19 protein-coding genes are annotated in these 18,411 nt (G+C 68.5%); 10 read left to right on the top strand and 9 right to left on the bottom strand.

What is annotated here, in order from left to right:
* The first annotated feature begins 25 nt into the window (after positions 1-25).
* A complete protein-coding gene (gene speB / locus FXF65_RS14785) occupies positions 26-1,039 on the top strand; it encodes an agmatinase (protein WP_222868556.1) in 1,014 nt (337 codons plus the stop codon).
* Between the two features lie 32 nt (positions 1,040-1,071).
* Here speB and FXF65_RS14780 read toward each other — a convergent pair whose 3' ends face one another.
* Positions 1,072-2,784, bottom strand: a complete 1,713-nt coding sequence (locus tag FXF65_RS14780; protein ID WP_425458748.1) for a pyruvate dehydrogenase — start codon at positions 2,782-2,784, stop codon at positions 1,072-1,074.
* A gap of 120 nt (positions 2,785-2,904) precedes the next feature.
* On the opposite strand from FXF65_RS14780, the gene FXF65_RS14775 reads away from it, so the two are divergent.
* The 5 genes from FXF65_RS14775 (at position 2,905) to FXF65_RS14755 (ending at position 7,363) form a co-directional block, all read left to right on the top strand.
* Entirely contained in the window at positions 2,905-3,438 is a 534-nt protein-coding gene (locus FXF65_RS14775) for a MarR family winged helix-turn-helix transcriptional regulator (protein WP_222868555.1), read from the top strand.
* 121 nt (positions 3,439-3,559) lie between these two features.
* The gene (locus FXF65_RS14770; protein WP_148350470.1) at positions 3,560-4,753 is read left to right on the top strand and encodes a homogentisate 1,2-dioxygenase; all 1,194 of its coding nucleotides are present in this window, start codon (positions 3,560-3,562) and stop codon (positions 4,751-4,753) included.
* Positions 4,750-5,586, top strand: a complete 837-nt coding sequence (locus tag FXF65_RS14765; protein WP_148350469.1) for a hypothetical protein — start codon at positions 4,750-4,752, stop codon at positions 5,584-5,586. The genes FXF65_RS14770 and FXF65_RS14765 overlap by 4 nt, the downstream gene beginning before the upstream one ends.
* Positions 5,586-6,755 carry a fumarylacetoacetase gene (gene fahA, locus FXF65_RS14760; RefSeq protein ID WP_148350468.1) on the top strand — a complete coding sequence of 390 codons (1,170 nt, stop codon included), beginning with the start codon at positions 5,586-5,588 and terminating at the stop codon, positions 6,753-6,755. The genes FXF65_RS14765 and fahA overlap by 1 nt, the downstream gene beginning before the upstream one ends.
* 74 nt (positions 6,756-6,829) lie before the next feature.
* On the top strand, positions 6,830-7,363 hold the full coding sequence (locus FXF65_RS14755; protein ID WP_148350467.1) for a GNAT family N-acetyltransferase: 534 nt from the start codon (positions 6,830-6,832) through the stop codon (positions 7,361-7,363).
* Between the two features lies 1 nt (position 7,364).
* Here FXF65_RS14755 and pip read toward each other — a convergent pair whose 3' ends face one another.
* Positions 7,365-8,306 (bottom strand): prolyl aminopeptidase, encoded by a 942-nt coding sequence (gene pip, locus FXF65_RS14750; protein WP_425458750.1) that lies wholly within the window; start codon positions 8,304-8,306, stop codon positions 7,365-7,367.
* Between the two features lie 182 nt (positions 8,307-8,488).
* Here pip and FXF65_RS14745 point away from each other — a divergent pair, with 182 nt between their 5' ends.
* Positions 8,489-8,887: a type II toxin-antitoxin system RelE/ParE family toxin gene (locus tag FXF65_RS14745; protein ID WP_187412292.1), complete on the top strand. Its 399-nt coding sequence runs from the start codon at positions 8,489-8,491 to the stop codon at positions 8,885-8,887.
* A 30-nt stretch (positions 8,888-8,917) separates the two neighbouring features.
* Positions 8,918-10,021, top strand: coding sequence for a HigA family addiction module antitoxin (locus tag FXF65_RS14740; RefSeq protein ID WP_148350464.1), 1,104 nt, complete (start codon positions 8,918-8,920; stop codon positions 10,019-10,021).
* 17 nt (positions 10,022-10,038) lie between these two features.
* Here FXF65_RS14740 and FXF65_RS14735 read toward each other — a convergent pair whose 3' ends face one another.
* Positions 10,039-10,548, bottom strand: coding sequence for a DinB family protein (locus FXF65_RS14735; RefSeq protein WP_148350463.1), 510 nt, complete (start codon positions 10,546-10,548; stop codon positions 10,039-10,041).
* A gap of 57 nt (positions 10,549-10,605) precedes the next feature.
* On the bottom strand, positions 10,606-11,160 hold the full coding sequence (locus tag FXF65_RS14730; protein ID WP_148350462.1) for a TIGR03086 family metal-binding protein: 555 nt from the start codon (positions 11,158-11,160) through the stop codon (positions 10,606-10,608).
* Between the two features lie 65 nt (positions 11,161-11,225).
* Between FXF65_RS14730 and FXF65_RS14725 the strand changes: the two genes are divergently transcribed.
* Positions 11,226-12,005 (top strand): helix-turn-helix domain-containing protein, encoded by a 780-nt coding sequence (locus FXF65_RS14725; protein ID WP_148350461.1) that lies wholly within the window; start codon positions 11,226-11,228, stop codon positions 12,003-12,005.
* 106 nt (positions 12,006-12,111) lie between these two features.
* Positions 12,112-12,765, top strand: coding sequence for a hypothetical protein (locus FXF65_RS14720; protein WP_148350460.1), 654 nt, complete (start codon positions 12,112-12,114; stop codon positions 12,763-12,765).
* On the opposite strand, the gene FXF65_RS14715 is transcribed toward FXF65_RS14720, so the two are convergent.
* From FXF65_RS14715 to FXF65_RS14695, 5 genes are all read right to left on the bottom strand, one after another.
* On the bottom strand, positions 12,759-13,484 hold the full coding sequence (locus FXF65_RS14715; RefSeq protein ID WP_148350459.1) for a class I SAM-dependent methyltransferase: 726 nt from the start codon (positions 13,482-13,484) through the stop codon (positions 12,759-12,761). The two genes, FXF65_RS14720 and FXF65_RS14715, sit on opposite strands and share 7 nt — an antisense overlap.
* A gap of 98 nt (positions 13,485-13,582) precedes the next feature.
* A complete protein-coding gene (locus tag FXF65_RS14710) occupies positions 13,583-14,821 on the bottom strand; it encodes an ABC transporter ATP-binding protein (protein WP_148350458.1) in 1,239 nt (412 codons plus the stop codon).
* A gap of 13 nt (positions 14,822-14,834) precedes the next feature.
* Positions 14,835-15,665, bottom strand: a complete 831-nt coding sequence (locus FXF65_RS14705) for a carbohydrate ABC transporter permease (RefSeq protein WP_148350457.1) — start codon at positions 15,663-15,665, stop codon at positions 14,835-14,837.
* Entirely contained in the window at positions 15,665-16,606 is a 942-nt protein-coding gene (locus tag FXF65_RS14700; RefSeq protein WP_148350456.1) for a carbohydrate ABC transporter permease, read from the bottom strand. The genes FXF65_RS14705 and FXF65_RS14700 overlap by 1 nt, the downstream gene beginning before the upstream one ends.
* A gap of 11 nt (positions 16,607-16,617) precedes the next feature.
* Positions 16,618-17,955, bottom strand: a complete 1,338-nt coding sequence (locus FXF65_RS14695; RefSeq protein ID WP_148350455.1) for an extracellular solute-binding protein — start codon at positions 17,953-17,955, stop codon at positions 16,618-16,620.
* Between the last annotated feature and the right edge of the window lie 456 nt (positions 17,956-18,411).

The raw sequence follows: 18,411 nt of genomic DNA, 5'->3' as shown, positions 1-18,411 counted from the left end.
GCCGCCTCCGCCGTGGACTGTCGGCATGACAGATGAAGCGCCTGGCACGGGCCGTCCTGTGCTGCCGTCCGGGATGCAGGCCCAACTCGATTCGTCCTCGTACATGGGGGTGCCCACGTTCGGGTTGCGCCCGCATCTGACCGAGCCCGCGCAGTTGGACGAGTGGGCGCCCGACGTCGCCGTGATCGGGGCGCCGTGGGACGACAACACCACGAACCGTCCCGGCGCCAGGTTCGGGCCGCGGGCGCTGCGCGCGAACGCCTACGACGCGGGCAGCTACCACCTCGACCTGGAAATCGAGATCTTCGACCACCTGTGGGTGGTCGACTACGGCGACGCGATCGTCTCGCCGGGCATGTGGGAGCCGTCCCGGAAGGCGATCCACCAGCGGGTGCTGGACGTCGCCGGCCGCGGAATCGTCCCCGTGGTGATCGGCGGCGACCACTCGGTGACGTGGCCGAGCGGGATGGCCGTCGCCGACCACCACGGCCACGGCAGGATCGGAATGGTCCATTTCGACGCGCACGCCGACACGGCGGACATCCTGCGCGGCAACCTCGCGAGCCACGGGACGCCGATGCGGCGGCTGATCGAGTCCGGGGCGATCGCGGGGCGGGACTTCGTCCAGGTGGGGCTGCGCGGCTACTGGCCCCCGCCCGACGTGCAGGAATGGATGCGCGGGCAGGGCATGCGGCATCACCCGATGCAGGAGATCTGGGAGCGCGGGATCCAGGACGTGATGGACGACGTCATCGCCGAGGCGAGCGACGGCACCGACGGGATCTACCTGTCGATCGACATCGACGTGCTCGATCCCGGTTTCGCGCCGGGCACCGGGACGCCCGAACCCGGCGGGCTCGCGCCGGTCGACCTGCTCCGGGCCGTCCGCCAGGTCGCGTTGCGGACAAACGTGGTGGCCATGGACGTCACCGAGGTCTGCCCGCCCTACGACCACGCGGACCTGACCGTCAACAACGCCCACCGCCTGATCTGGGAGACCCTCGCCGGGCTCGCCTACAAGAAGCGTTCCGCAATTTGAAAGCGGCTTAGGGGCGGGGGATGTTTCGGAGGTTACTCCGGGCCAGGTCCAGCATTTTCCCCACGCCGCCGGTCAGAACGGTTTTGCCTGCCGCCAGAGCGAAGCCTCGTACCTGTTGCGGGGTGATGTGCGGGGGCATTGAGAGGGCGTTCGGGTCGGTCACGACGTCCAGCAGGTAGGGGCCGGGGGCGGGCGGACAGGGCACGTTCCATCACCGAGCGCACGTCGGACGGGTTCTCCACGCGGGACGACTCGATCCCCATCGCCTGGGCGATCGCGGCGAAGTCGACCGCCTCGTGGTCGGTCTCGTAGGACGGGAACCCGTCCACGAGCATTTCCAGTTTCACCATGCCGAGCGAAGCGTTGTTGAAGACGATGATCTTCACGGGGACGCGGTGCAGTTTCACCGTGAGGAGTTCGCCGAGCAGCATGCCGAGGCCGCCGTCGCCGGAGACGGAGATGACCTGGCGGCCCGGCGCGCCGTACTGGGCGCCGATCGCGTGCGGGAGGGCGTTCGCCATTGAGCCGTGGACGAACGAGCCCATCACGCGGCGGCGTCCGTTCGGCGTGATGTAGCGGGCGATCCAGACGTTGCACATTCCGGTGTCGACGGTGAATATCGCGTCGTCGGCGGCGAGGTCGTCCAGGACGCTCGCGACGTATTCGGGGTGGATGGGGATGTGCTTCTCAATGTCCCGCGTGTAGGCGGAGACGACGTTCTCCAACGCGCGGGCGTGCCGGTGCAGCATCTCGTCCAGGTAGGACTGGTCCTGTTTCTGCTGGACCTTGTCGAGCACCAGCCGCAGTGTTTCGCCGATGTCGCCGTGCACGGCCAGGTCCAGCGGCGTGCGACGGCCCAGCCTCGACGGGTCGTCATCGACCTGAATGGTGTTCTTGCCCGGCAGGAACTGGTCGTACGGGAAATCCGTGCCTAGGAGCAGAACCAGGTCGGCCGCCTGCATGGCCTCGTAGCAGGCGCCGTAGCCGAGCAGTCCGCTCATGCCGACGTCGTACGGGTTGTCGTACTGGATCCATTCTTTGCCGCGCAGCGCGTGCCCTACCGGCGACAGCAGTTTGTGCGCGAGTTCCATCACCGCGGAATGCGCGCCCTGGACACCGGAACCGCAGAACAGCATCACCTTGCGCGCCCGGTTCAGCGCCCCGGCGAGCTGCTCCACCTGGTCGGACGGCGGCCGCACGATCCCCTTCCGGATCAGGAAGTCATGCTCCCCGGTAGGCGCCACGGTGTCCTGGCTGGCCGTGTCGCCGGGCAGCGTCAGGACGGCGACGCCGCCGAGCCCCACCGCGTGCTGGATCGCGGTCCGCAGAATGCGCGGCATCTGCGCCGGGGTGCTGATCGCCTCGCAATAATGGCTGCAATCGACGAAAAGGCGTTCGGGATGCGTCTCCTGGAAATAGCCGCTGCCGATCTGCGTGCTCGGGATCTGCGACGCCAGCGCCAGCACCGGCGCGCCCGACCGGTGCGCGTCGTAGAGGCCCTGGATGAGGTGCGTGTTCCCGGGGCCGCAGCTCCCGGCGCAGACGGCGAGCCGCCCGGTGGTCTGCGCCTCGGCCGCCGCCGCGAACGCGCCCGCCTCCTCGTTGCGGACGTGCACCCAGTCGATGCCGCCGGTCCGGCGGACGGCGTCCACGATCGGGTTGAGGCTGTCGCCCACGACCCCGTAGACGCGCCGGACGCCCGCCTGCCGCAACACCTGGATGAACTGGTCGGCGACGGTCGCCATCGTCCCTCCCGAACCCCCTCGGCTGCCCCGCACCGGGACGATGCCCGATGATCGACCGCTGACACCCGCGTCCCACCCGGGTTAAATAGTCAAATCATGTACCACCCGAGGAGGCCCGCGATGACCGCCCGAACGGACGACGAGCTCGACTTCTGGTCGTTCGTCGACCTGGCCGGACACAGGCTCGCCGGGGAGTTCGGCTTCCCGCACCGGCTCGCGACCCGGCTGCTGCTGACCCTCAACCGGGCCTCGGCGATCGTGACCTACGACCTGGAGTCCACGGTGCACCGGCCGCGCGGGCACTCGTGGTCGGCGTTCCGGCTGCTGTTCGTCACCTGGCTCGCCGGGCCGCTGGAGCCGGGCCGCGCCGCGCCGCTCGCCGGGATGAGCCGCGCCGCCGTCTCGAACCTCACGAAGACGCTGGTCGCGGACGGGATGCTGACCCGCGCCCCGGGCGGGCGCGACGGCCGCTCCGCCCTGCTGTCGCTGACCCCGCGCGGCGAGCGGGCGATGCTCGACATCTTCGCCGACCAGCACGAACGCGAGCGGCAGTGGGCGGACGTACTGACCGAGACCGAGCAGCGGATGCTCATCATGCTGCTGGACAAGCTCATCGAGGGACGGCACGAGTTCGACGTCCGCGAACGGAGCTGACCCGCCCTCACCGCCTAACCAGCCCGAACCGCCCGCTGGTTAGGGCCTTCCCTGGACGGAAGAACAGTCGTAGTGTCGGCATCAAAGTAGTTAATGCGTTAATCATCGGAGGCGATGGACCATGGCCCACTACCGCCGGGTCGGCCACGTGCCGCCGAAACGCCACACCCAGCACAGGGACGGCGAGGGGCGGCTCTACTTCGAGGAACTGATGGGCGAGGAGGGCTTCTCGTCCGATTCGTCGCTGCTCTACCACCGGGAGATCCCGTCCGCGATCGTCGACTCGCAGGCGTGGGACGTCCCGGACGTGACGACGACACCGAATCATCCGCTCCGTCCGCGCCACCTCAAGCTGCACGAACTGTTCCCCAAGGAGACTTGGGACGAGACAGATGTCGTCACCGGCCGCCGGGTCATCCTCGCCAACAACGATGTCCGTATCTCGTACGTGGTGTCCGCCAAGGAGTCTCCGCTCTACCGCAACGCGACCGGCGACGAGATCGTGTACGTCGAGTCAGGCGCCGCCACGGTCGAAACGATTTTCGGCACGGTCGAAGCGAAGCAAGGTGACTACGTCGTCATCCCGACGTCCACCACGCACCGCTGGCTGCCGACCGGTGACGAGCCACTGCGCGCCTATGCGATCGAGGCGACCGGACACATCGCGCCGCCCAAGCGCTACCTGTCCCGCTACGGGCAGCTCCTGGAAAACGCTCCCTACTGTGAGCGCGACCTCCACGGACCGGACGAGCCGCTCCAGTCAGACGAAACCGATGTCGACGTCCTGGTCAAGCACCGTGGTTCACGCGGCGTCACCGGAACCCGGATGACCTACGCGCGGCACCCGTTCGACGTCGTCGGCTGGGACGGCTGCCTGTACCCGTTCACGTTCAGCGTCCACGACTTCGAGCCCATCACCGGCCGCGTGCACCAACCGCCGCCCGTGCACCAGGTGTTCGAGGGGCACAACTTCGTGGTGTGCAACTTCGTCCCGCGCAAGGTGGACTACCACCCGCTGTCCATTCCAGTGCCCTACTACCACTCCAACGTCGACTCCGACGAAATCATGTTCTACTGCGGCGGCAACTACGAGGCGCGAAAAGGCTCCGGCATCGGGCAGGGGTCCGTTTCCGTCCATCCCGGTGGGCTCGCCCACGGGCCGCAGCCCGGCGCGTACGAACGCAGCATCGGCGCCGAGTTCTTCGACGAACTGGCCGTCATGGTCGACACGTTCCATCCGCTCGAACTGGGTGAGGGCGGGCTCGCCTCCGAAGACGACGCGTACGCCTGGACGTGGGCGAGGCGGCAGAAGTGAACGTTCCCGCATTCGCCGTCGCCCTGTGCGACGACGCCGCCGTGTTCCCGCCCGGTCTCGCGCCGCTCGCGGACGCCGTCCCCGCCCACCGCGCGCACCGCGCCGCCCCCTACGCCGCGGTCGTCGGCCCGCTCGTCCTCCCGGCGAGCGCGCTCGACGAGCTGTACCCGCTGCTGCACGGCGACCCGCTGGACGTGTCGATCACCGCGCCCGGCGGCCCGTGCGAGGCGGCGAAGGCCCTCGCGACCGCCGCCGAGCTGCCGGTCGACGTCCGCGGCCTGGAGGTCGCCGTCCCCGCCGGGATGGAGGCGGACGAGTTCTTCCGCCTCCTCGGCGACGTCGGCGCGACGCTCTTCGTCGAGGTGCCGCGGGACGACCGCCGCCCGTCGATCATCGCCGCCGTCGCCGCGCTCGGGCACCGCGCGAAGTTCCGCACCGGCGGCGTGAAGGCCCACCTGTACCCCGGCCCGGACGAGCTGGCCGCCGCGATCAAGGCGGCGGTGGACGCGGGCGTCCCGTTCAAGGCGACGGCCGGGCTGCACCACCCCGTCCGCAACACCGACCCGGAGACCGGCTTCCACCAGCACGGATTCCTCAACCTGCTGCTCGCGACCGACGCGGCGATCATCGGCCGGCCGAGCGGCGACCTCGCCGCGATCCTCGCCGACCGCGACGCGCGGGCCGTGGCGTCCCGCGTCGCCGCGCTCGGCGACGACCGGACGGCCGCCGTCCGCGCCCGCTTCCTGTCGTTCGGCACGTGCAGCATCACCGACCCCCTGACCGAACTCGCGGACCTTGGACTCATCGCGTCCGCGCTCCAGGAGACCGCCTGATGACCCGAATAGCGATCCCGGAGGACTCCCTCTTCGGACTCGCCAACCTGCCCTACGGCGTGTTCTCCGCGCCGGGCGCCGCCGTCCCGCGCGTGGGCGTCCGCGTAGGTGAATCCGTCGTCGACCTCACCGTCCTGGACGACGTGTTCGCCGCGCCGTCCCTGAACCCCTTCATGGAACAGGGGCACACCCGGTGGGTGGAGGTGCGCGAACAGGTAATCGAGCTCGTCTCGGACGACGTACCCGACGCGGCCGTCTACTCGGTGGACGCTGTTGCCCTGCACATGCCGTTCGAGGTCGCCGACTACGTCGACTTCTATGCGTCCGAGCACCACGCATCGAATCTCGGGCGGCTGTTCCGTCCCGACTCCGAGCCGCTGATGCCGAACTGGAAGCACCTCCCGGTGGGCTACCACGGGCGTGCCGGGACGGTCGTTCCGTCCGGGACGGACATCGTCCGGCCGAGTGGGCAGCGCAAGGCGCCGTCCGACACCACGCCCACGTTCGGGCCCAGCCGCCGTCTCGACATCGAGGCGGAGGTCGGTTTCGTCGTCGGCACCGGTTCGTCCTTCGGCACCCCGGTCAGTGCGGACGACTTCGACGAGCGTGTCTTCGGTGTCGTGCTCGTCAACGACTGGTCGGCCCGTGACATTCAGGCGTGGGAGTACGTTCCGCTTGGGCCGTTCCTAGGGAAGAGCTTCGCGACGTCCGTGTCCCCTTGGGTCGTTCCCCTTCTCGCCTTGGAAGCGGCCCGTGTCGCCACGCCGCCGCAGGACCCTGAGCCGCTTCCGTACCTGCTTGAGAAGAACCCGTGGGGGCTCGACCTCGAACTAACGGTCTCCTGGAACGGGCAGGTCGTCTCCCGTCCGCCCTACCGGGAGATGTACTGGTCGCCCGCGCAGATGCTGGCGCACATGACGGTGAACGGCGCCACGTCCCGTACCGGCGACCTTTTCGCGTCCGGGACGGTCTCCGGCCCCGCCAAGGACCAGCGCGGCGCGTTCATCGAACTCACCTGGGGCGGCAAGGAGCCCATCGAGGTCAACGGCCAACCGCGCACGTTCCTGGAGGACGGCGACGAGGTCGTCATCGGCGCGACGGCGCCCGGCCCGTCCGGTTCCCGCATCGGGTTCGGCGAGGTCAGAGGCCGCGTCCTCCCGGCCCGCTGACCGCCGCGGCGGGGTCGAAAGCCGGACCCCGCCGCCCGCCGGGGCTTGATCGGGGCTGCGCTAAGTTCGGGGAAATGGACGCAGTAAAGCCCGCAATCCGGACCGCGGCCGCCTCGGACGTGCCCGCCCTAGTCGCCCTCGTCGAGTCCGCGTACCGGGGCGACTCCAGCCGCACCGGGTGGACCACCGAGGCCGACCTCCTGGACGGCCAGCGCACCGACCCCGAAATGGTCGCGGCCGCCGTCGCCGCCCCGGCGGGCGTGGTGCTCGTCGCCGAGGCGGACGGCGTCCTGAACGCCTGCTGCCAAGTCGAAAGGCGCGAGGACCACGCCTATTTCGGGATGTTCGCCGTCCGCCCCGGTCTGCAGGGCGGCGGCCTCGGCAAATCCCTCCTCACGGAGGCCGAGCGCCTGGCCCGCGACGAATGGGACGCGGCCGAGATGCACATGACGGTGATCAGCGCCCGCACGGAGCTGATCGCCTGGTACGTCCGCCGCGGCTACATCCGAACAGGCCAACTGTCCCCGTTCCCTTACGGCGACGAGCGCTTCGGCCGCCCCAAGCGCGACGACCTGGAATTCGAACTCCTCCTGAAGAAACTGACCTGACCTACCGCCCGTCAAGCACCGAGACGAGCGCGGTAGACACGTCGACATAACCAGCGCCGTGCCCCGCGTCCCCAACCAAAACGAGCTCAGCCTCATCCCACACCCGGGAGAGCCGATAGGGGATGTCCGGCGGGCTACTCACATCAAGCGCCCCATGAATCAGGACGCCGGGAATACCCGTCAGCTTCGTCGCCCCGTCCACCAAAGAGTCGCCCACCCAGGCGGCATGGGCCCAGTAATGGGTGACGAGACGAGCGAACACCATGCGAAAATCGGGGTCGTCGAAACGCTCATCATGTCGATGACCAGGGGCCGTAGCGACATGGGTGTCCTCCCAACGACACCACTCGCGCGCGGCCGCCGCCCGCACATCGGGGTCGGGGTCATGGAGTAGACGGCTATAGGCGGCAGCGAGATCGCCCTGCCGCTCCGCGACGGGCACGTGATCGCGGAACCGTTCCCAAGCCTCCGGGAAAATGCGTCCCATATCCCGGGTGACCCACTCCACCTCGCGCGCACTGGTGGTCACCACACTGAACAACACCAGTTCGCTGACATGAGCGGGATGGGCCTGAGCGTAGGCCAGCGAAAGGGTCGAGCCCCACGATCCGCCGAACAGCAACCACCGATCGATCCCCAGATGCCGCCGGAGCAGCTCCATATCGGCGATCAGGTGCCCGGTGGTGTTCGCCGACAGATCGACCTCGGGCTCCGCGGCACTGGGCAGACTCCGCCCGCAATTCCGCTGGTCGAACAGCACGACCCGATACCGCCCAGGATCAAAGAACCGCCGCCACCCGACCCCACACCCCGACCCGGGCCCACCATGCACGACCAGCACAGGCTCCCCCACAGGATTCCCGCACTGCTCCCAATACACCCGATGCCCGTCCCCAACCTCCAAAACCCCGGCCCCGAAAGGCTCAACCCCCGCATAGAGCACCACACCTCGAACCCTAATCACGCCATCGCAAGGCCACGTCCGCCAGGCATGAGCAGACCGGCAGACGACGCGCTGCCGCATGACCGGATGCGGCCACGATCGATGCGGCCCTCCGCGCCTTGTCCGCAATGTCCCAGCGCATGCGCACAGCCGCCGCGCGCGCAAACGATCATGATTCGACTGTGGCAGAGTTCTTCCCGAACGAGGGTTCAGCGTTTACCTGTTCGGTTAATACTGAGGGAGGGACGCGATTGGAGGTGCGGTATGCGGACCCGGACCTGCGCGACCTCTGTGCGTCCGACCGGGAGCTTCGCAGGAAGTACGGCGCCGTCTGCGCCAGGCGGATCGCCACGCGGCTTCGGGCGATCGACGCGGCCGACTGCCTCGACGACCTCATGCGGGCGCCGGGGCACTGCCATCCGCTCAACGGCGAGTACTACAAGGACTGCTTCGCCTTCCGGCTGGACGGGGGCTACCGACTGATCTTCCGCCTGATGACGGACGAGGAGAGAAAGGCCCAGGAGATCCCGGATGACACGGCCGCACTGGTGGTTGAGATCATCGACTACCACCAAGGCTGATCAGGCGAAACTCGGAAGGGAGTGACGACGATGGCGACGCCCCGAGAGCTGTACCCGCCCACGGAGCCCGACTACGCCGTGCCGCCGGGCGAGACGATCCGCGAGTTCCTGGACGACCTCGGCATGACCCAGCGGCAGTTGGCCACTCGCCTCGCCCTCACCCCCAAGCACGTCAACCAGCTCGTCCAGGGACTGGTTCCGCTGTCGCCGGAGGTGGCGGCGCGCCTCGAACTGGTCACCGGGATGCCCGCGCGGATGTGGAACCGGCTGGAGGCCGACTACCAGACGTCCGTACGACGCCTGCATCAGCGCGATGACTTCGCCGAGCTCGCCCGCTGGGTGAAGGACGAGATCCCCGTGGGCGAACTCGTCAAGCGGGGCGCCCTGCCGGAAGGCCCCAAGGACGAACGCAGCCGCGTCCAGCAGGTGCTGACGTTCTTCGGCGTCGCCCATCTCGAGACCTACCGGGAGCTGTACGAGTCGAACGCCGTCAGCTTCCGGCAGAGCAAGGCGTTCAAGGCGGGGCCCGGCGCCGTCGCGTCCTGGATCCGGCTGGGCGAACTGAAGGCGCAGGACGTGCGCTGCGAGCCGTACACCAAGGCCGGGATCGAGGCCGCCCTCCCCCGGCTCCGGCAACTGACCGTCCAGCCTCCCGAGGTGTTCTTCCGGCTCACGCGCGACATCTGCGCCGCGAACGGCATAGCCGTGGTCGTGGTTCCGGAGATCACCGGCGCGCGCTCCTGCGGAGCCACGAAATGGCTGTCGCCGACCAAGGCGATGGTCATGCTCAGCGGCCGGTACAAGAAGAACGATCAGCTGTGGTTCACGTTCTTCCACGAGTTGTGTCACGTCATCAGGCACGGCAAGCAGGAGGTCCGGGTCGAGGGCGACGTGAGCCGGTCGGATCCGGTCGAGCGGGAGGCCGACGAATTCGCGCGGGACCTCCTCATCCCACCGGCGAAGGCCGAAATGCTACCCCGGCTGAAGACGCTCGACGACGTGAGGCGGTTCGCCGACGAGATCGGTATCGCGCCCGGCATCGTCGTGGGCCGGATGCAGCACGAGGGTTACTTCACGTACAAGGTCGGCAACAAACTCAAGGACGACATCAATTTGGCGAATGCCGACGGCTGACTGAAGTCGGCCGGAGATTATTCGCCGGTTGTGCCGTCGGAGAGTTCTCGGACTATGTCCAGGTGGCCTAGGTGGCGGGCGTATTCCTGGAGGACGTGGAAGAGGATCCAGATCAGGGCCGGGTGGTGGTCGGGCGGGTTGAAGGCACCGCCGGTGCGGGCCGTGTCCTGGAGGTCGGCGGACGCGACGATGGCGCGGGAGCGGGCGCATTCGTCCAGGAAGAGGGCTCGGAGGCTTTCCAGGGTGTCGGAGTCGTCCGCGTGCCAGGTGGGCGAGCCGGGGCGTTGCTCGCCCCAGATCTCGTCCACCTGCTCGGCGGCGAAGCCCCAGCGGAACCAGCGGCGTTCCACGAACGCGAGGTGTTTCAGCAGGGCGAGGGGCGTCCAGCCGGACGGGAGCCTGCTGGTGCGCAGGTCGGCGTCGGGCATTCCGTCGAGCTTGCGCAGCAGGGCCGCGCGGTAGTAGTCGAGGTAGTCGAGCAGTAGTTCGCGCGGTGCGGTCAGCGTGTCCGGCGGTTCGGTCGTCATGGGGCGGACCGTAACCGCCGGACGGCGTGGCGGGCGAGCGGTTATCGCCCCGGCGGGTCAGGCGCGGCGGCCGGAGGCGGCGATGGCGCGGGCGAAGGCCGAGGCGCCGTCCGGGACGGGCGCCGGGTCGGCGAAACCGTCGTACTGGCGGTACATGTCGGCGTATTTCTCGACGATTCCCAGGACGAATTCGCCGGTCTCAGGCGAGAGGCGGTACTCCTCGCCGACGGTGGTCGCGACGTCCCAGCCGTGCAGGGCCAGCTCCATGATCATCATCGCGGCGACGTCGGCGGCCGGAGTGCCGTTGATGTCGCCTTCCCACACGGCCGGGTCGGCCCAGGCCGCCACCGCGCGGTCGAGCTGGGCCGCGTACTCCTGCGGCCAGGCGGCGTCGGCGGTGAAGTCGCGTGAGTTCAGCTCGTCGGGGATCTCGGTGCGCAGCGCGCGGTGCTCCAGCCCGTGCGAGGTGTAGAGAACCAGGTGGTTCACCAGTTCGCGGAGGTCGAACTGGGCGCACGGGGTCGGGTCGTCCAGCCGCTCTCGCGGGACGGCGTGGGCGACGCGAGCGGCCTCGGCGGCGCATTCCTTCAGGTGAGCGTGCTGGTCGTTCATGGGTCTCACGCTACGGACGCCGACGGGACGGCTTCTTGGAGAAACGCGCCAAGTAGCCTGGTCAGATGGACGATTTCGGACGCGGGGTGCTGTATCCGCGCGAGCACGCGACCATCGCGGAGCTCGACCGGCGTTCGCCCGGTCCGGCTCTGGCGGGGTTCGTGGAGTTCTACTGGCATGTTCGGTGGAGCGTCGCGGAGCCGTACGAGACGAAGGTGCTGTCGCACCCGAACGTCCATCTTGTTTTCGAGGAGCCGGGCCCGCTCGTGTACGGAGTGGATCGGAGTTTGTTCGTTCGGCGGCTTGAGGGGCGCGGGCACGTCCTGGGGGTCAAGTTTCGGCCCGGCTGTTTCCGGCCGTTCGCGGCGGGTCCGGTGATCGATCTCGCCGATCGGAGGATTCCCGCCGCCGAGGTCTTCGGCCCGAGGGTGGACGCCGTCTCCCGCGCCGTTCTGCGCGGCGACGACCTCGACGCGATGGTGGGGATGGTCGAGGAGTTCCTGGTGGGCGGCCTTCCCGAGCCCGATCCCGTCGCCGAGCAGGTGGCGGACATGGTCGCGGCCGTCACCGCCGACCCGGCCCTTTTCCGCGTCGACCAGGCGGCGGAGGCGCTGCACGTCTCGGCCAGGACGCTGCAACGGCTGTTCGCCGAATACGTGGGCGCGAGCCCCAAATGGGTGCTGCGCCGGGCCCGCCTGCACGAGGCCGCGGCCCGCGCCGACCAGGGCGTCCGCCTCGACTGGGCGGCGCTGGCGGATGACCTCGGCTATTTCGACCAGGCCCACCTGACCCGCGACTTCACCGCCACGGTCGGCGTATCCCCCACCAGGTACGCCAACCTCTGACAGGGCCTCTGGGCCCTGCCGTGATTGGGGTCCTGGGGCTCTGATTCGAGCGTGTGCTCCGCTCGTAGATTTCCTTTCCCAGTGAATCGCACGGGAAGGAAAGCCCATGCAGGTGTCTCGGAAAGCGGCGCGGACAGCGGTGATCGCGACCGCGGTGACCGCTCTCGGCGGAATCGGCCTGACCGCCGCCGTCCACGATCAGCCCGGCGAGGCCAAGGACGTCGGCACCGTCTCGGCCGCGAAGAGCCTGGGGAAGAAGAAGGGAATCCCCTGTGTCGTGCCCGGCGGCAGGACCGCCAAATACCGGCACTTCGAGCGGACGGAATACGTCTGGAAGAACGAGTGGCCCTGGCGCACCTCCGCCTGGGGCCCGAAGAGCATCGACTTCAAGAAGGGCCACAAGGTCAGCAACACCGTGACCGCCACTCTCGGCGCGCCCATCAAGTCGATCAACGCGACCGTCGGGTTCCAGGTGACGGAGGAGGTCTCGACCGACATCTCCCACAAGTGGCGGCTCAAGAAGAAGCGCCACTACACCCTCCGGATGGGCCAGGGTTTCAAGGTCTACAAGTTCAACGTCTACGACGCCCTGGGCAATATCCAGGCCGGTGGGCCGGGCGGCGGGTACTGCGTGTTCAACGGCAAGTACAGCTACGTCGGGTCCGCGTACGCCAAGAAGTTCTGGACCCTCGACGACAAGTGCACCTGGAACAAGAAGGGCAAGCAGGTCCTCTGCACGGCCGCGGACCTCGCCTACTGACGGACGGCTCCCCCGATGCCCGAGCCACCGGCGGGCGAGGGCCTCGGGACGAGCCGGAACGCGATGAAGGCCGGGAGTTGCTCCAGTTTCGCGTGGTCGTCCGGATAGCGCTCGGCCATTTCGGGGGCGGGCCGGGGCTCCAGCAGTTCGTCGATGACGAACCCGGCCGCGCGGAACTCCGCGCAGATCGCGGTCAGCGGGCGCCGCCACGCCCGGATCGGCCATTCCCGCTCGGGGCTCAGCGACTCCTCGACCGGTTCCTCGGTGAAATAGGAGCCGCCGAGCCGGAGCCAGCCGGTCGTCGGATGCTCGGTCGAAAGGACGACCGCGCCGGACGGCCGCAGAATCCGCCGGAATTCCCGGAGCAGGGCCACCCGGTCGTCGATGTAATGGAGGGCGAGAGCGCACACGACGAGATCGGACGAGCCGTCCGGCACCCAGTCGAGCGGTTCCGAAAGGTCGTGGACGCGCAGGTCGGCGCGGCCGCCGCAGCGGTCGCCGGCCATCCGGACGAACGTGGGGCTCGCGTCGCAGCCGGTGACGCGCGCACCGCGTTCCAGCAGCTCGCGGGCGTACAGGCCGGGGCCGCAGGCCGCGTCGAACACGGCGAGCCCGGCGACGTCCCCGGCCAGGCCGAGCACAGCGGGACGGTCGTAGAGGGCGTTGTAGGAGCTGTCCTCGGCGTGGTCGGCGTACTCGTGGGCGAAGCTCTCATACATGCCTCCGATGCTCTCAGAGGCATCAACTGGTTTTGTCAGAGGACCCGTTCTGGATGCGTCAAAACCCCGGTGGGGATTGGCGTGCCCGGCCCGGGGCGTCAGTCGCCGCGATGCGCTTTTCGGTGCGCGTCGCGCGATTCGTCCGCGAGCTGGTTGAGCTGGGCGACGTGTTCCTCGTCGCGGGTGAGGTTCTCGCCGGTGGCCGGGTCGAAGAGGTGCACCTTCGCAGTGTCGATCCACAGTTCCGACTCGCCGCCCGGCTTGATGGTGCTGGCGGCGTCCAACGCGACGACGGCCTGCGTGCGGAGCTGGTCGCCGTCCAGTTCGCGGGACAGGTCGCGGAGTTGCGCGGCCACATCGGCGGGCGCCTCGTACGGGACGTAGGCGTACTGCTCGTTGCCCAGCCATTCGGTCACGTCCACCCGGGCCTGGACGGTGGCGCCTTTCGCCTTCTTCTCCTCGCCGATGAGCGAAGCGTCCTCGAAATGCTCCGGACGGACGCCGACGAGCACCACCTCACGACCGCCGAGCGCCCCGGCCTTCCGGTCGTCGCGCAATTCGAAGCGTCCGAGCGGGGTGTCGAGGAACGCGCCGTCGACCGACGCGGGCAGGAAGTTCATCGACGGCGAGCCGATGAACCCGGCGACGAACAGGTTCACCGGCTCCTCGTACAGTTCGCGCGGGCTCCCGACCTGTTGCAGGACGCCCTTGCGCAGCACCGCGACCCGGTCGCCCAGCGTCATCGCCTCGGTCTGGTCGTGCGTGACGTAAACGGTCGTGACGCCGAGCCGCCGCTGCAACCGCGAGATCTCGGTGCGCATCTGGCCGCGCAGTTTCGCGTCCAGATTCGACAGCGGCTCGTCGAACAGGAAGGCGTCCGCCTGCCGGACGATCGCGCGCCCCATCGCGACCCGCTGCCGCTGCCCGCCGGAAAGGTTCGCTGGCTTGCGGTCGAGGTGCTCGGTCAGTTCCAGCAGTTCGGCGGTCTCCTTGACGCGGCGCTGCACCTCGTCGTCCGGCGTCTTCGCGAGCCGCAGCGGAAAGGCGATGTTCTCGAACACGGTGAGGTGCGGATACAGCGCGTAATTCTGGAACACCATCGACAGGTTCCGCTGCCGGGGCGCGACCTTGTTGACGACCTTCCCGCCGATGAGCATCTCGCCGGACGTGATGTCCTCCAGCCCGACGATCATGCGCAGCAGCGTCGACTTCCCGCAGCCGGACGGGCCGACCAGGATCATGAACTCGCCGTCCCGCACGTCCAGGGACACCTCGTTCACGGCCGGGAACCCGTCGCCGTACCGCTTGACGATCTTCTTCATGGTGATGGCGGCCATGCCGGGATCCCTTTCAGCCCTTGACGGCGCCGGACGTCAGCCCGGCCACGATGCGGCGCTGGAACGCCAGGACGATGACGACGACCGGAATGGTCACGACGACCGCCGCCGCGCAGATGGCGGTGGTCGGCTGCTCGAACTGCGACGCCCCGGTGAAGAACGCGAGCGCCGCCGGGACGGGACGCGCCGCGTCCGACGAGGTCAGCGAGATCCCGAAGACGAAGTCGTTCCAGCAGAAGAAGAACGTCAGGATCGCGGCGGTGAACACGCCGGGCGCCGCCAGTGGAACGATCACCTTGCGGAACGCCTGCCAGGTCGTCGCGCCGTCCACCTGCGCGGCCTGCTCCATCTCCCACGGGATCTCGCGGAAGAACGCCGAAAGCGTCCAGATCGCGAGCGGCAGCGCGAAGGAGATGTACGGAATGATCAGGCCGGGCCACGTATCGTAAAGCCCGATATCGCGCCACAGATTGAACAGCGGGCCGACGAGCGAGACGACCGGGAACATCGCGATCGCCAGCGCGAACGACAGGATCAGCTTCTTACCGGGGAATTCCAGCCGGGCGATCGCGTACGCGACAAGCGTCGCGAACACGACGCCCACGAACGTCGCTATCACCGAGATGCCGATCGAGTTGATCAGCGCGGACGTGAAGATGTCGGTCTTGAAGACCGTCTCGTAGTTCGTCCAGGTCCAGTCGGCCGGGAGGAAGCCCTTCTTGTTGCCCACCTCGCCCGGCTGCTTGAACGACAGCATCACGATCCAGAGGATCGGGAAGACCGTCCAGACGAGGATGAGCAGGGACGCGACGCCCCACAGCCATTTGGAACGCGCGCTCTCCATCACTTCTCGCCCTTCACCTGAGAAAGGTCCACGCGGAACCCCCGGATGAACACGACCGCGATCAGCACCACGGACAGGAACAGCAGCACCCCGACGGCGTCCCCGAGCCCGATGGCGGTACGGGTGATCGTCTGCCGGTAGGTCAGGAACGACAGCGTCTCGGTCTGGTTCTGCCCGGACGTCATCACGAACACGTTGTCGAAAATGCGCCAGGCGTCCAGCGTGCGGAACAGGACCGCGACGAGAATGGCGGCCTTCATGTTCGGAATGGTGACCCGGCGCAGCCGCTGCCAGGCGGTCGCGCCGTCCACCGTCGCCGCCTCACCGAGGTCGCGCGGCACCTGCGCCAGCCCGGCGAGCAGCAGCAGCGACACGAACGGCGTCGTCTTCCAGATCTCCGACAGGACGATCACGAAGAGCGAGGACCAGCGTCCGGCGAACCAGGCGTAGTCGCCGAGCCCGAACCACGAGTTCACGAACCCGGACTGGAGGTCGAACGCGTACCGCCACGCGAACGCGGAGATGACGGTGACGATCCCGTACGGCAGCAGGATCGCGGTGCGGACGGTGCGCCGCGCGACCAGCGCCCGGTGCATCACCATCGCCAGCGCGAACCCGATCACCAGCTCCACCGCCACGGTGACGAACGTGATCAGGAACGTGGTGAGGACGTCCTGCCAGAACAGCGAGTCGGTCAGCGCGGTCCCGTAGTTGGCGAGGCCGACGAACTCGCGGTCGTCGGGCGCGGTGATCCGGTACCGGAACAGCGACAGGTACAGCGCGTTCACCAGCGGATACGCGGTCACGATCAGCATGACCAGCACCGCCGGCGCGGACAGGATCAGCCCGAGCCTGCGTTCGGCGCGGCTCCGGTCGGACAGCTCGGCGCGGCTCCCGCGCCGCCGCCGACCGGCCGCCGGGGCGGTCTCGACTGCGGTCATCGGACGTCCCTTCAGAGCAGCGCCTGGTCGTGCAGGACCTGGCGGATGAACGTCGCGGACCGGCCCGGCGTCGTCGCCGGGTCCACCGACGCGGGCGGGTGCCACCGGCTCTGCACGGCGCCGGACACGTCCCCGTAGTACGGCGTGATCGGACGCGGCGCCGCAGCGTTGATCGAGTCCCTGATCAGCCCGGCCATCGGGAACTCCTTCTTGATCTCCGGGTCGTCGTAGACGACCGCGCGGGCCGCCGGGTTACCCGAGTCGATCATGTACCGCTTCATGTTCGGGGTGGACGTGAGGCACTTGACGGCGTCCACGGCGAGGGTGTTCTTGTATTTCCCGTACGCGCCGATACCGAGTTCGATGCCGCCGAACGGCGGCTTGCTCGGCTGCCCAGCGCTCACCCGCGGATATCGCGCCCACCCGAGGTCGGACGGAATGGTCTTCGGAATCACCCCGGACTCGGCGTCGCCCTTCTCGGCCCGCCAGACGTAGCCCCAGTTGACCATGAAGCCGCCGCGCGAGCCGTTCAGCAGGAACCGGGCCCGCTCCTCGTCGTCGGTGGACAGGCTCGGGCTCGCGGCCTTCGAGCGCGCCAGCTTCGAGACGATCGTCGCGGCCTGCCTCCCGGCCGGGGAGCCGATCTCGATCGCGGCGTCGTCGCCCTTCTGCGCGGCGCCGATGATCTGCCCGCCCGCGGACTCGACGAGGGCGTTGATCCACACCATGTAGCCCTCGTACTTGTTGCCCTGGACGCCGACCGTGGTGCCCGTCCGGACGGCCGCGTCGATCATCTGGTCCCAGGTGAAGCCGGGCGCGGCCGGGTCGACACCGGCCTTCTTCGCGACGGACTTCCGGTACCAGAGGAGCTGCGTGCCCGCCCAGAACGGTGCCGCGTACAGGCGTCCGTCCCAGGTCGAGTTCTCCACGGCGGCCGGGAAGACGCCTTCGGTGAACTGTTTCGCCTGATTCGCGGGGAACGGGCGCAGGAACCCGGCGTTCGCGGCCTCGGCGACGAACACCGGGTCGAGGCTCATGATGTCGATCCCGGAATCCTTGGCGGCCAGCCGCCGGACGAGCTGCTCCCGCTGCTGCGTCGCGTCCTGCGGCAGCACCGAGGTCGAGATCTTGTACCTGCCGCCGGACGCCTTCGAGCAGGCGGTGGCGAGCTTGGCCTGACCACCGTCGTCCGGATTGACGTACCAGCTCAGCGTGGGGACACCACCCCCACCACCACAAGCCACGAGCCCACTCGCCAACAGGACGAGAGCGGCGGCCACCGGGCCCGGCCCGGCGCGCCGACGTCCGGCTCGCGCGGTTCGCCTGTTCCGCCCGGCCGACTCCACCATCGGACCTCCCGAAAGCGCCACCTCGGGTGCGACGCTCCGGTGGGCCGCGTCCTCAGCGGTTCCGCTCCCCATCAGATCACCGGTTCGAGTGACTGTCGAGTTCCGGAGAGTGATCGGCAACTGTAAACCAACCCGTAGGTGACATCGCTCCCACTGGAACCACCCGACCCATCCGTCCCGGCAAAGCATCACTCGGAAACCATGGAGTATCCCGAATCCGCCCGAGTAAACCGCGATGCTCAGGGTGAGAGCGGCTCCCGCCGCAAGGAGTTCCAATCACCGCACTTTCATCCGGCGGCAATTCAATGCGCAATATTGATCTTAATGGTGGCACGTTCCACGATTGTGCGGGCTCATATACGCAGCCCTAAATGACCTCAAGCGAGCGAAACGAAAATGGCGCGGAAAAATAGAAGAAGGCGCGGAGGGTTCGCGGACCCCGACCGACCCGCGACT

The sequence above is a fragment of the Actinomadura syzygii genome, assembly GCF_008085905.1.
GTDB lineage: Bacteria > Actinomycetota > Actinomycetes > Streptosporangiales > Streptosporangiaceae > Spirillospora > Spirillospora syzygii.
The sequence above is the reverse complement of the archived record's forward strand: the minus strand, read 5'-3'. Positions and strand labels throughout refer to the sequence as shown.

Excerpts from the sequence above, each read along its gene's own strand:
- FXF65_RS14735 (WP_148350463.1), bottom strand. The coding sequence starts at position 10,548 with ATGACGACCGAACCGCCGGACACGCTGACCGCACCGCGCGAACTACTG.
- FXF65_RS14700 (WP_148350456.1), bottom strand. The coding sequence starts at position 16,606 with ATGACCGCAGTCGAGACCGCCCCGGCGGCCGGTCGGCGGCGGCGCGGG.
- FXF65_RS14705 (WP_148350457.1), bottom strand. The coding sequence starts at position 15,665 with ATGGAGAGCGCGCGTTCCAAATGGCTGTGGGGCGTCGCGTCCCTGCTC.
- FXF65_RS14755 (WP_148350467.1), top strand. The coding sequence starts at position 6,830 with ATGGACGCAGTAAAGCCCGCAATCCGGACCGCGGCCGCCTCGGACGTG.
- FXF65_RS14695 (WP_148350455.1), bottom strand. The coding sequence starts at position 17,955 with ATGGTGGAGTCGGCCGGGCGGAACAGGCGAACCGCGCGAGCCGGACGT.
- FXF65_RS14730 (WP_148350462.1), bottom strand. The coding sequence starts at position 11,160 with ATGAACGACCAGCACGCTCACCTGAAGGAATGCGCCGCCGAGGCCGCT.
- FXF65_RS14720 (WP_148350460.1), top strand. The coding sequence starts at position 12,112 with ATGCAGGTGTCTCGGAAAGCGGCGCGGACAGCGGTGATCGCGACCGCG.
- FXF65_RS14780 (WP_425458748.1), bottom strand. The coding sequence starts at position 2,784 with ATGGCGACCGTCGCCGACCAGTTCATCCAGGTGTTGCGGCAGGCGGGC.
- FXF65_RS14770 (WP_148350470.1), top strand. The coding sequence starts at position 3,560 with ATGGCCCACTACCGCCGGGTCGGCCACGTGCCGCCGAAACGCCACACC.
- fahA (WP_148350468.1), top strand. The coding sequence starts at position 5,586 with ATGACCCGAATAGCGATCCCGGAGGACTCCCTCTTCGGACTCGCCAAC.
- FXF65_RS14715 (WP_148350459.1), bottom strand. The coding sequence starts at position 13,484 with ATGTATGAGAGCTTCGCCCACGAGTACGCCGACCACGCCGAGGACAGC.
- FXF65_RS14710 (WP_148350458.1), bottom strand. The coding sequence starts at position 14,821 with ATGGCCGCCATCACCATGAAGAAGATCGTCAAGCGGTACGGCGACGGG.
- speB (WP_222868556.1), top strand. The coding sequence starts at position 26 with ATGACAGATGAAGCGCCTGGCACGGGCCGTCCTGTGCTGCCGTCCGGG.
- FXF65_RS14775 (WP_222868555.1), top strand. The coding sequence starts at position 2,905 with ATGACCGCCCGAACGGACGACGAGCTCGACTTCTGGTCGTTCGTCGAC.
- FXF65_RS14725 (WP_148350461.1), top strand. The coding sequence starts at position 11,226 with ATGGACGATTTCGGACGCGGGGTGCTGTATCCGCGCGAGCACGCGACC.
- FXF65_RS14740 (WP_148350464.1), top strand. The coding sequence starts at position 8,918 with ATGGCGACGCCCCGAGAGCTGTACCCGCCCACGGAGCCCGACTACGCC.